Consider the following 12,355-nt stretch of genomic DNA (forward strand, 5'->3'; position numbering starts at 1 on the left):
CAGATTGTCCACAGAGTTGCAGAAGGCACAGAGATGAAAAAGTAATCTCTGTGCCTTCTGCGAATACTAAATCAAGTAGTTGTACGGAATCTGCTTAGACCACCCTGAAGCTTATTAAACTATTAACCAGCATTTTATTCGCACAATCATCCTTTCGCCCATTTACTTACTCCATCAGTAAAAACTCGGCCAGGTATACCAGCGCACCGGCCACATAGCCAATTAGTGCCAGCCAGCTAATTTTACGCAGATACCAGCCAAACTCCAGTTTTTCCAGCCCCATAACGGCCACTCCGGCAGCCGAGCCAATAACCAATATACTACCACCCGTACCGGCACAATAGGCCAGAAACTCCCAGAGCTTACTATCGGCCGGAAACGTCTGCATGTCGTACATACCCATAGCCGCTGCCACAATTGGAACGTTATCGACTATAGCCGACGCTAGTCCAATCAACATCACAATGATGTCCAGATTACCAACCGACCGACTCAACGACTCGGCTAGCTGACGCAAGATACCCGTTGTTTCCAGGGCGCCAACGGCCAGCAAAATGCCCAGGAAAAACAGAATGCTCGGCGTATCGATCCGACTCAGCGCATAGGCAGGGGTAAATTTCTGCCGTTCGGCGTCGTCTTTATCACTGTGTAAAATTTCAGAAACTACCCAGATTACACCCAGCACGAGCATGGTTCCCATGTAGGGAGGCAAATGTGTAATAGTCTTAAAAATAGGCACATACAACATTCCACCAAGCCCAACGGCCAGCATAATCCGGCGGTCGCGCCGGGCTTCCTGCGTTACATAGGGTCGACTGATTCCCTGGGTTGCGGTTGGTATAGTAGCTTGCTCTTCTGGTTTAAATCGTAATGTTAAAATAAGGAGCGGCACCAGTAATGAAACCAGACTTGGCAGCAGCAGCGACGTCATTATTTTAACAGTCGTGATCTGTCCGCCAATCCAGAGCATGGTAGTAGTAACGTCACCAATGGGCGACCAGGCCCCTCCGGAGTTAGCAGCAACGATAATCATCCCGGCCATAATTTGGCGTTGCTCATTATTCCGAATTAATTTGCGGGAGACAGATACCATTACAATAGCCGAAGTAAGGTTGTCCAGAATGGCCGACATAAAGAAGGTAAGCAAGCTAATCAGCCAGAACAAAACGCGGGTATTGCGGCTGGCAACACGATCGGTTATTACCGTAAACCCATCGTGGGCATCAATTAACTCAACCACCGTCATTGCACCCATCAGAAAAAACAGTATTTCGGCAATACTGGAGAGGTGTTCACTCAGGTGCTCAACAACGGTTTCGGCCTCGGGAGACAGTAAGGCATAAACCGCCCAGCAAATGACCCCCGTAATCAGGGCCGTTGCTGTTTTGTTAATTTTGATTGGATGTTCGAGTGTAATGAGTGCATAACCAACAACAAAGAGGAGGATAAGTGTTAACGTCATAATGGGAATTTCAGGATGGCACTAACTGTTCTATTAAAAGGGAACGCTTTGCCCGTGGCAAATACATTTCCTGTATTTACAAGTCCGTAGCTGATGTCTAAGTTCATTATTCGAGTTTCGTCGCTTGGCCCCGATGGCATGGCACTGTTTCCGTTCATTTTAGTACGCAAGCCAAATCCGGGCCCTATCTTACTAAATCACGAACGAATACACCTGCGTCAGCAGGCCGAACTAGGCATCTTACCTTTTTATCTCTGGTATTCGATTGAATACCTTTTCAGACGATTTCACTATCGAAATCATTATGAAGCCTATCGAAACATTAGTTTCGAGCGCGAAGCCTTTTCCAATGAAGCCGATTTAAACTACTTAAAAAAACGATCCTTCTGGGCTTTTTGGCAATATATCATGGTAAATAATAAATGATTCTAAAAAAAACCACGTATCATTTCTTAATCTTCATTCAGAGTAGGTTTTCGGCCAAGCCCGCCCGCCATCATCACAATCAGTGAAAACACGATAACCAGAATTGGAATACCATCACGAAAACCGATCACCCGCAAATCTTCGGGAATGTTCAGATAAAGCAAAATCGTGATTAAGCCACGGGGGGCTATCCACAGCAATGGCTTTGCATTACCCTGGTAAGTAATCCGTAAGGTAACCCATCGCCAGGCAATAATGGCAGCCACAAAAATAGCACTGACAATCAACGCGTCCCGATCGATCAACTCGCTGGGCACAGCAGAAAAGCCCAGGATAAGAAAGAAAAACGTACGAACCACAAAGGCGCTTTCGGCCGTCAGGTTTTTGAGCTGCTCCAGTTCTTTTTCGAACAGATCGTTCTTCAGAATCCGGCTTAAACGACCTCGAATCAACAGCTCCGTATTGTTCAGAAACAGGCCAAAAATCAGGATCAGTAATAACGACGATAAATGATTTATTTCGGCAATGGCATAAACCAGAAATAACACCGATATGATTGGCAGAAATTTGATTCGGTGGTTGATTCGTCCAATTAGGTAGAGTAGCAAAAAACAACAGCCCAGCGATAGCAAAGCCATGATGACCACATCGCGGGCAAAAAACCAAACAGCTCCCAATATAGAGTGTCGGCTAAGCAGCAGAAAGTTAAACACTAATACACCGATGATTCCGGCAAAAGCCGATTCATAGACCACAAATTCGCCTTGCCCAACCGACAGATTCGATACACTCGGCATTACAACGGCACTGCTAATAATTGAAAAAGGCAATGCCGCAATCAGGCAGTGGTAAAATGAATCGTTCAACAATAAATATAAAACGCTCGCCAACAACAGAGTAACACCGGCAACGGATAAAAGCGAAGCCAGCAGGGTTCGGCGAATGAGGCTTAGCTTTTCGTTGTGCAACTCCAGATCAAGTCCGTTTTCCAGTACAATCAGGATTAATCCGAGGGTTCCGAGGGTTGGCAGAATGGTATTGACAAACGGTAGCTGAACCTCAAAATAGTTGGTTGCCTGTCGGGTTAGGCCTCCCAACAGCAATAGCAACAGTACAGACGGCGTTCTGAACCGGCTGCTTAACAGGTCAAATGCATAGGAAATCAGTACGGACAGACTCAAAACAATAATCAGAATCGAAGAATCCATGTGCAGTGAACAGTTAGCTGATAGCAGTTGCAGGCACAAACCAGTCAGGCTTGAATTGGCAAAAGTAGCAGCAAACGGCAAACTAAAAACGGATTACTATCAACTGCCAGCAATGAAGTCGACCGCAATTTTGGCCGATAACAGGCAAAGGGGAATTCCTCCGCCAGGATGAACACTACCTCCCACAAAGTATAAATTGGCAAATTGACGAGAAAAGTTAGGATGCCTCAAAAAAGCCGCAAAGCGATTGTTGCTGCTGTTACCGTACAAAGCACCCTGCGTCGATGCGGTTTTCGATTCGATACTACGGGGGTCCAGAATTGTTTCTGTTTCGATCAGCGAACTCACATCCGTATGCAGTTTATGACTGAGTTTTTGGATAATCTGCTGCCGGGCATTTGCTATTAGAGCATCCCAGTTCTGCCCCGTATTGTTCGGCACATTCAGCAACACAAACCAATTTTCCCGACCGGCAGGCGCATCGTTAGCCTGTAGTTTTGAGGTAATGTTCAGATACATGGTTGGATCGTTCGGAATCGTGTTTTGCTGGAATATGGCATCGAATTCTTTCTGATAATCGTCACTAAAAAAAATAGTATGCAAGCCGAGTTCGGCAAACTGCCGCCTGATTCCCCAGTAAAAGATTAGCCCTGAACTCGATTTTGGCTGACGTAGAATTCGTTCGGGCTGCCGGGCGTTTGGCAGGAGTTTCCGAAAAGTGCCGACAATATCCATATTCGAGACAATCACATCGACCGGGCCGCTACCGTAACTGTTACCTACTCTGTCCATCAACGACGCCAGCGTTACCTCCACTACCCGGTTCTGGTGGGTTATGATCTGCGTAACGCGGGTATTAAAATGAAAACGAACTCCTATCTCCCCAGCCAGCTTCACCAAACTATTGGTAATGCTAATCATGCCCCCTTCCGGAAAAAAAGCACCAATATTATATTCCAGATGCGGAATAATGTTCATCGTGGCTGGTGTCTGATAGGGGTCGGAGCCATTGTAGGTAGCATAACGGTTAAACAACTGCACCAATTTGGGGTTACGAAATTTACGCTGGTTAGCCCTATTCATCGTCCTAAACACACCCAGTTGATGCAGATTCAGATAACCTGCCAGCGCATCACGATGCAGCCAGGTCGACGCTTTATGGAGCGAACGATGGAGAAACAACTTTTCGGTAAGGGCATATTTACGGGCACTATCGTTCAGATGGCGGTATAGATGGCTGGCCGGTTCGCCAAGCATTTGTTCAATTTCGTGGCCAAACTTCGCCCGGTCGGCCCAGGCTGTTAGCTGGGTGTCATCATTCCAGAAATACCGACAGACTTCCTCAAGGCGGCTATACGAAAAATAGTCGGCAGGATTTCGTCCGGCCAGCCAAAAGAGTTCGTCTACCAGTTCAGGCATGGTAAAGAGCGACGGGCCAGCATCGAACCGATAAAACCCACCATCGGGCGCCATCGATTGGAAAGTCGATAATTTGCCGCCCGGATACGCATTGGCTTCAAACACATCAACCGCATAGCCTTTGACTGCCAACCGAATGGCAGCAGCAATACCGGCAATGCCTGCACCAATAACAACTGCTTTCTTATGCATTGGTGGCGCTGAACAAACAATGTTTACAGAACGGCCATCCCCCGTACGGCCAAAGGCAGGCTCTATTTTCGGGCGTAGTAATAGAGATTCACCGACGATGCGCTGGCCCGCTCACTAATTGTAAAGAACCCTTTCGACTCTTTATCGAAGCCAATAGCCTCACCCTGTGGTTCTGCCTTAACGATCAGTTGCTGAGCGGTTCCTTTCTGCATGGCATCGGCTACGGTTTGGCCCGTTTCCCGTTTCCAGTAATAAACCTGTAGATAGGTTCGTAGTAGAATTTCGGAGCCATCGGGCGAAATAGCAGCACTGGTCACATACGTAAACGGCAGCTCACCATAGGCTTCCAGCGTGGTTACCTGATTTACATCCTGTGGATAGGGCAGCCGGTATAAGTGCACTTTATCTTCCCGTTTCGATATAATCCAGGTATCGCGCGTTTGCGGATCAACAATAATGGCTTCGGCGTCGCGGGCACCATCAGGATATTTGTAGTTGATTCGCTCAACCTGCCCAATTGATTCCTGTAAACTGGCAGGCTCCACAAACCGGTAAATTACGCAGTTGGCCCGCTGAGCGTTGTTATCGCCAATATCGGCCATATAAATATAATTTTTCCCATCCTGCGGGCCGGGGCCAATGGCCATATCCTCCCAATCGACATTGGTGGCGTTTGGCACTGTTATCTTACCTTTTACGCTTCCATCGTATCCCAACAAGGTTATATCTGGCGGATTACCACTGTCTTGTTCAATCCAGACATTACCGGGCATCGACCGGCTATCGGCCAGCCCCGAGGCTTCATCGATCAGTCCGGGCTGAACCGGCGTTACGGTTGGCGTGCTACTAAACTTGGCTCCATCGGGAGAAACTCCCAGATTACACGACAATACTGTCAGTGAGCCAAGTACAACGATGAGTATGCGCATGAATAATTTCAGGTTGATTCGGTCGTCAAAGTAACGAAATGCAGGACGAAAATGATTCGTCTTATCCCGACAAACTATTGACCGATCACTCAAAGTAATGAAAAAGGTATTTCTGTTTCGCTACGTTTTCAGTTAGAAGTACCAGAACGGGGGCGTTTCCATTCGCTATAATCGGTAGCCTACCGAACGGGTAATAGTATACGAAAAGTAGCCCCCAGTTCAGGCTTTCCAGTGGCCATAATATAGCCCTGATGGTTCTCAACGACCTTTTGAACAATGGCCAGCCCAATGCCCGTGCCCTGATATTCGCTCCGCCCGTGAAGTCGCTGAAATACCTGGAAAATTCGGTCGGCATGATGAGGTTCAAAGCCGATTCCGTTATCAGCAAACTCAATAAGATGAAAGTCCCGCTGTGCGTCGGAAGGCATAACGGCCATTTCGATTTCGTTTGCCCGCACCAATCGGGTTTTAATAGAAATGCCAAGAGTACGATCGGGATGCGAAAACTTTAAGGAATTACTGATTAAATTCTGAAAAAGCTGTTGCATCTGGAGCGCGTCGCCTGCAATAATCGGCAACCGGTCAATCTGTATAATGGCCTGAGCATCGTTAATACTTGTTTCCAGATCAACCAATACTTCGGTCACTATGATATTCAAATCGACAGTCTTGTGCGCTTCGCGTTTTGCCGACACCCGCGAATAAGCCAGCACATCTTTAATCAGCACCTGCATTCGGGCGGCTGCTACCTGCATACGCCGAATCATGTCGGCACCCGATTCGCCAACTACCGAAGCATATTGAACCTGAATAATGTCGCCAAAGGCCTGAATTTTGCGGAGCGGTTCCTGCAAATCATGACTGGCAATGTAAGCAAACTGTTCCAGGTTCCGGTTCGATCGCTGAAGCTCAATTACAGAAGCCTCCAGTTGTTGCTGAAGCTGCTTCAGGGCAGTGAAGTCACTAAACGTCACCAATACCTCATCGCCCATTTTGGTGGCCATAATATCGAGCCAGAGCTCTGTTCCGCGCAAATTGGCATTGAACTCAAATCGACAACTCTCAGCCGTTTGATGAACTCTATAATAGGTATCGAACAACCCATTGTTTTTGTACTCGGGAAATACAGAGCTACCTAAGCTGCCAATAAATGTATCTACGTCTCCACCTGCCAGCCCCACAGCCTGCCGGTTTGCCACCCGAAACCGGAAATCGATTATCTCGCCAGCTTCGTTCCGCACCGGACTAAATAAAAAAATACCGGTTTGCGAACGGTCGATAACTGTCTGCAATTCAGCTCTTGAACGCTCCAGTTCCTGCTGGGTTCGCTTCAGTTCCGTTATATACTGAAAAACAGTCAGCACATCGTCGCCCTGTTTTACCATCGTAATATCGGCCCACAAATCAACGTCATCACCAGAAAAATGCTGCTCATACTGCAAAGGCTCGCCTGTTTGTAACACATGAATCAACCGATCGAAGAACCCTTGCTGCGCAGCCATCGGAAACATGCTAAACAAGGTATTGTCCTGCATATAGTCCAGCGCTCGACCGGTTGCCTCGGCGGCTATTGGATTTACCAGTTTATACCGAAAGTCGATTATTTCGTTTTCGTTATCCAGCATGGGTTCATACAGCACCAGCGCAGCAGGCGAATTATTGATAACAGTCTGAAGTAGATCGGCCGTTTCAACGATTTCTTGTTGAATTCGTCGACTTTCTGTTATGTCATTATAGGTCACAACCAGCCCATCGCCCAGTTTACTGGTACTAACATGCACCCGAACGTCCAGATTATCGGCCTTATAAAAAAGCTCTTTTTGCAGTTCGGCTCCCGTTTCTATGGTTTCGACGAACAAGTCAAAAAGTCCGGCTGGTTTAATGCCCGGAAAATCGATCAGCGCCCGTCGCCCAACCAATTGGTCAATAGGCTTACCAGCTACGTTGGCGCCAATCTGATTGGCTGTCGAAATCCGTAAATCTTCAATCTGACCGTCGGTATTCCGAATGGCTTCAAAGGCCATAATGCCATTCGAGATGCCGTTCAGCACATTGTGGATTAAATCGGACTGGTGTTTATAATTCAGCAGATCCAGTTTCTGCTGCGTAACATCGATACCGGTAACCACGCATCCATCGCCCAGTTTCGTAATTGAAGTATCGTACCACGCCTGTATATCAGCGAAGTAGTGTTGCGCCCAAATAGGCTGCCCGGTTTCAACGACTTGACAAAACAGATTAAACTGGCCGCTCACGCGCGAATCGGGCCTGAATTGGAGCAATGTATTTACAAGCGGGTCTTTACCGTATCGATGCATTACGTCCTGCCGACCAACAGGATTTACCAGTCGCACCCGAAAATCACAAATCTGACCCGCTAGATCCCGAATGGCTTCGTAAACAAATATGTTATTGATCGACGAATCCAGAATGGCCTGTAGCAGTTCATTTTGTGTCTGCCGTTCGTCATCGACGGCTTTCCAGCGCGAAATATCGCGGGTGATGCTCAGAATGCCATCGTCCAGTTTCGAGCGCCGGTTCTGGTACCATCCATTCAGGCTTGAGTTAAAGAAACTGTGTTCCTGCGCTTGTCCGGTTTCCATAATACCACACATGGTCTGAAAAGCCTGTTCCATGTATGGTTTATCATGCTCATTATTGCCTAGCACCAGCGTACCGACACTAACCTGGTATTGGCCCTGGGTTCGCTCCTGGGCTTCCTGATTTGAATACTCGATCTGAAAATTTACGATCTCATTCGTTTCGTTACGAACAGCCCTCATCCAAACAACGGCATCCGGTAAGGCATCGAGAAGTTGCGACAACGCCAGGGTGTCGGGCTGATGAAATAGCATTGGTCAATAACGTCGATTAGCAAAAGAAAAGGGCCGTTAAGCTATACCGGCAGGTAAAACCCTACGATACCAATTCCACAAAAAAGTAAAATTGGTATCGCTTTATGTAAATAAAACAAAGTTTCGTTTAAGGCTGAAACAATTGATCAAATACTGATTAACAGGCCCGTTTTTCACTTTTCAACTACACTCATGCAGGCATTGTGTAACTCAAAAAGCCAGGTAATTGTTTAAGAAGTAAGCAGATACGGTTTCTTTACATGGCTATTTCACAACCCGGACCGTTACGTTCGATGCCTGCTGAGGAGAAAAATAAACCCGATGAGTTGCCTTCTGAAAATCGGCTTCAGTAGCCTGATAGATGTTTACAAATTTCTGCGGATTGCGGTCAACGAGCGGAAACCAGGAGCTTTGCACCTGAACCATTAGTTTATGCCCTTTTTTAAAAGTATGAGCCGCATCCTGCATATCAAACTTCACTTCTGTCACCTCACCTGGTTTCATGGCTTCCGGTTTCGAGAAGCTATTGCGGTATTTGGCACGCATTACCTCGCCCCGAACCATTAACTGAAACCCGCCCATTTTTGTACCGGCAATTGGGCTGTTGTTGGGCGCATTATCGGGATACACATCAATTAGTTTCACCACAAAATCGGCATCGGTACCGGTTGTAGACACAAACAGATCGGCCATCACATTGCCCGAAATGGTCACATCTTCGGTCAATGTATCCGACTCAAACACCAGCACATCGGGGCGGGTAGCCGCAAAACGCTGATCTTCGTACATAAAATCACTTCCTCGCGTAATCCGAATTTCGCTGGTAAACGGAACGGGTTTGTTGGGGTCGCTCAAATACTCGCTGAAAGCAGTCGAAGCAGCAGATGGCTTATCAAACGACAGCTTTCCATTTGGGTGGAAATACAGTTTTTTCTCTTCGGCTGCCTTAGGTGGCCATTGGTCATATTTTTTCCACTGATTTGAGCCTGTTTCGAAAATGTAGGCTTTCGGAAGTTGCGGATCAGGTTTATCTTTCAGGTAATGGTTAAAAAATGGAAACTCAATAGTTTCGCGGAAAAAAGGAGCTGTTTTAGCATCGAAACGAATATTCCCCAATGCTTCACCCGTCGACCGGGCCCAGCCACCGTGAATCCAGGGACCCATCACCAGCAAATTAGGCGATTTCGGGTTGTTTCGTTCAATACCAGCATAGGTTTTCAGGGGGCCATACAAATCTTCCTGATCGAACCAGCCGCCTACCGTCATCACGGCAGGCTTAATGTTTTTCAGATGCGGAACGGGCGTACGCGCCTGCCAGAAATCGTCGTAATTGCCATGCTCCATCATCTCGTTCCAGATGGCGTTTTTGCCTTTGAAAATCTGCTCATTGGCATTTTTAATCGGCCCCAGATTCAGGTAGAACTCATAGGCGTTTGGTGTGCCATAGGCCATAAAAGGGGGAGATCCTTTAGGGCTTGGCTCAGGGCGAGGAGCGCCATAAGACGACAGAAAGGCAAACGTACCCATCAGAAAGAAAGCACCATTATGATGCCGATCGTCGCCCATATACCAGTCGGTTACGGGGGCCTGTGGCGAAGCCGCTTTTAGGGCCGGATGCGCATCGAGCGTGGTCATTGTTGTATAAAAACCAGGCGCCGAAATACCCCAGGTGCCAACCCGTCCGTTGTTGTTGGGAATGTTTTTGATCAGCCAGTCGATGGTATCGTAGGTATCGGTACTTTCGTCGACATCTGTTTTCTTCTTGTTGGGCATATAGGGTTTTACGGCTACAAAATCCCCTTCTGACATGTATCGTCCCCGAACATCCTGATAAACAATTATATAACCATCCCTGGCAAATAGCATCGACGGTCCTAGTGACGTCTTGTATTTATCTTCGCCATAGGGCGCTACGCTATAGGGCGTCCGGTCGAGCATAATGGGGTACTTTTGCGATGTACTCCTGGGCATGTAAATCGCCGTAAACAGCTTCACGCCGTCGCGCATGGGAATCATCCGCTCAATTTTCGTATAATTTTCGCGGACGTAAATCGAGTCTTCTTTATTGACGCCTGGCCCCTGAGCGGCTACCCGGTGTGTAGTCAGCGCCAGAAACAGACAAAGAAGAACGCCCAGCGTTAGATGAAGTGATTTTCGACGGGTTTGTTGATGCGTAAAAAAATGCATGGGAGATTGGTTGCTAATAAACTAGTAATTGGTTGCTACGTTAGTTAGGCGTTGTTTTTGTGGGCATCCGTTTTTTCAGGTGTGCATCCATCATACGCAGGAGTTCGGCATTGGAATACGGTCGCCAGCTATGTCCGCCCCGCTCACCATACGTAAATGAACCACCATAGGCCGGGTTCTGAGCCTTAGTCAGAAAATCATCCACTTTATAAACGCCAAAATTGAGGAAGAAATCATCCATCCGGCCGCAAATTACATGAAGTTTGCCAACTAGCTTAGGCCCCACCGTCGACCAGTTTTTTTCGAGATAGTATCGAAGGTCATAGTGTTCTTTCCAGTACTGGGCTACGGTTGGGTCGATAATGCCGGTTTTCTTATCGAACAAGGGTTTAAAATAGCCATCGTCGCCTACGGGCCCAAATACCGAACTCCAGACGTCGAGCTGCCCTCCCGAACGCCCTTTAGTCCCATTAACGAGTTCCATCGTATTCCGCTGCTGCGATGTCAGTCGGGTTTCGCCCGTGGCCGGAACGCGCGTATTGGGCGTTGGTACCCGATACCACTCATGCTCTTTGTAGAAAGCATTTTTATCCCTGTAGATATCGATGCCTTCAACATTCCAGAAATCGAGCGGATCGGGCGCAAACGACCAGGTTCCGCCATAGAAATCGGGATACCAGACCTGCAACGCAAACGACTCCCAGCCTCCCGTTGATCCACCCGTGAGCAATCGGGCATATCCTTCGCGAATGCAGCGAAAATTCTTCTCAATTTCGGGAATCAGTTCTTCATGAATGGCATCGCCATAGGGGCCGTTATTGACAGAATTTACGGCATACGAGTCGTCGAAATAGGGTGATGGGTGTTGCAGCGTAACGGCAATAAAGCGGGGCGAACTGTCAGAAACCCACTCCCGATAAAACTCGTTCGCTTCATTTTCTTCGAAGCGAAACGGAGCTGCCAATGAAAAGTGCCCCTGCTGATAAACGGTTGGATAAAGCCGGTTCGGCTCATCATCGTAGCCTTTGGGCAGTAAAATTGTCGCTCCAATGTAAATTGGTTGTCCCCAGAATTTTGTCAGTTTTTCGCTACGGATCTTAATGTGTTTCACCCATTTAGTATCCGGTGGTACTGAAATTGGCGGAATGATGGTCGTAACCTGCACGTTTACCGTCTGCTGTTTTGCCGGGTCAATTCTAATTTTCTGAACAGCACTATAGACATTTCCCGGCGATCGTCGCCAGTCCTGCCCTTCCCACTGATCCATATGCATCCAGACCGTGTGCCCATCGGAGCGTTTAAACTCGGTGTATTTGCTGAGTACTGCCTGAATGTAATAGTCACCCACAGGTAACTCCTTCAGGTCATTGATTGGGTAACCTAGTGTTGCCCCGTCGATGGTTACGGATTTTGCCGGAGCCAGTTTCTCAAAATCAACGCCAAAGAACTGAGTACCATAACGGCCAACCTGCAAACGTGGCTCCAGGCTGTCTTTTCGGGCAATAATCAGAAACATTCGCCCGGTTAGTGGACTCGAACTAACAGCAGCGGGAAAGGAAACCTCGAAACGAAACCGGGCCGAAGCCGCTGTTTGGGCCAGCAAAGTAGTTGCTGATGACGATAACAGCAGCCAGAAAATCAGGCCGTTGAACAACGTGCGGTAAGTAAACATCGTAT

At 47.7% G+C, this 12,355-nt stretch carries 8 protein-coding genes; 1 reads left to right on the forward strand and 7 read right to left on the reverse strand.

Going from position 1 to position 12,355, the window contains the following annotated elements:
• Positions 1 to 166 precede the first annotated feature (166 nt).
• Positions 167 to 1,462 carry a sodium:proton antiporter NhaD gene (gene nhaD, locus WBJ53_RS27000; RefSeq protein WP_338872061.1) on the reverse strand — a complete coding sequence of 432 codons (1,296 nt, stop codon included), beginning with the start codon at positions 1,460 to 1,462 and terminating at the stop codon, positions 167 to 169.
• Between the two features lie 93 nt (positions 1,463 to 1,555).
• Here nhaD and WBJ53_RS27005 point away from each other — a divergent pair, with 93 nt between their 5' ends.
• Complete coding sequence (locus tag WBJ53_RS27005) at positions 1,556 to 1,888, forward strand: hypothetical protein (protein ID WP_338872063.1); 333 nt, start codon at positions 1,556 to 1,558, stop codon at positions 1,886 to 1,888.
• Positions 1,889 to 1,914: 26 nt separating this feature from the next.
• Here WBJ53_RS27005 and WBJ53_RS27010 read toward each other — a convergent pair whose 3' ends face one another.
• The 6 genes from WBJ53_RS27010 to WBJ53_RS27035 all read right to left on the reverse strand — a co-directional run bounded on the left by WBJ53_RS27010 (position 1,915) and on the right by WBJ53_RS27035 (position 12,350).
• Positions 1,915 to 3,096: a sodium:proton exchanger gene (locus WBJ53_RS27010; protein WP_338872065.1), complete on the reverse strand. Its 1,182-nt coding sequence runs from the start codon at positions 3,094 to 3,096 to the stop codon at positions 1,915 to 1,917.
• A gap of 99 nt (positions 3,097 to 3,195) precedes the next feature.
• Positions 3,196 to 4,707, reverse strand: a complete 1,512-nt coding sequence (gene crtD / locus WBJ53_RS27015; protein WP_338872067.1) for a 1-hydroxycarotenoid 3,4-desaturase CrtD — start codon at positions 4,705 to 4,707, stop codon at positions 3,196 to 3,198.
• Between the two features lie 62 nt (positions 4,708 to 4,769).
• Positions 4,770 to 5,636, reverse strand: coding sequence for a PE-PGRS family protein (locus WBJ53_RS27020; RefSeq protein WP_338872069.1), 867 nt, complete (start codon positions 5,634 to 5,636; stop codon positions 4,770 to 4,772).
• Between the two features lie 179 nt (positions 5,637 to 5,815).
• Positions 5,816 to 8,491 carry an ATP-binding protein gene (locus tag WBJ53_RS27025; protein WP_338872071.1) on the reverse strand — a complete coding sequence of 892 codons (2,676 nt, stop codon included), beginning with the start codon at positions 8,489 to 8,491 and terminating at the stop codon, positions 5,816 to 5,818.
• Between the two features lie 264 nt (positions 8,492 to 8,755).
• Positions 8,756 to 10,678: a CocE/NonD family hydrolase gene (locus WBJ53_RS27030; protein ID WP_338872073.1), complete on the reverse strand. Its 1,923-nt coding sequence runs from the start codon at positions 10,676 to 10,678 to the stop codon at positions 8,756 to 8,758.
• Between the two features lie 40 nt (positions 10,679 to 10,718).
• Complete coding sequence (locus tag WBJ53_RS27035) at positions 10,719 to 12,350, reverse strand: alpha/beta hydrolase-fold protein (protein ID WP_338872075.1); 1,632 nt, start codon at positions 12,348 to 12,350, stop codon at positions 10,719 to 10,721.
• Positions 12,351 to 12,355 lie beyond the last annotated feature (5 nt).

Source organism: Spirosoma sp. SC4-14 (assembly GCF_037201965.1).
Lineage (GTDB): Bacteria > Bacteroidota > Bacteroidia > Cytophagales > Spirosomataceae > Spirosoma.

Coding starts and splice junctions, on each gene's coding strand:
- nhaD (WP_338872061.1), bottom strand. CDS start 1,462: ATGACGTTAACACTTATCCTCCTCTTTGTTGTTGGTTATGCACTCATT.
- WBJ53_RS27005 (WP_338872063.1), top strand. CDS start 1,556: ATGTCTAAGTTCATTATTCGAGTTTCGTCGCTTGGCCCCGATGGCATG.
- WBJ53_RS27010 (WP_338872065.1), bottom strand. CDS start 3,096: ATGGATTCTTCGATTCTGATTATTGTTTTGAGTCTGTCCGTACTGATT.
- crtD (WP_338872067.1), bottom strand. CDS start 4,707: ATGCATAAGAAAGCAGTTGTTATTGGTGCAGGCATTGCCGGTATTGCT.
- WBJ53_RS27020 (WP_338872069.1), bottom strand. CDS start 5,636: ATGCGCATACTCATCGTTGTACTTGGCTCACTGACAGTATTGTCGTGT.
- WBJ53_RS27025 (WP_338872071.1), bottom strand. CDS start 8,491: ATGCTATTTCATCAGCCCGACACCCTGGCGTTGTCGCAACTTCTCGAT.
- WBJ53_RS27030 (WP_338872073.1), bottom strand. CDS start 10,678: ATGCATTTTTTTACGCATCAACAAACCCGTCGAAAATCACTTCATCTA.
- WBJ53_RS27035 (WP_338872075.1), bottom strand. CDS start 12,350: ATGTTTACTTACCGCACGTTGTTCAACGGCCTGATTTTCTGGCTGCTG.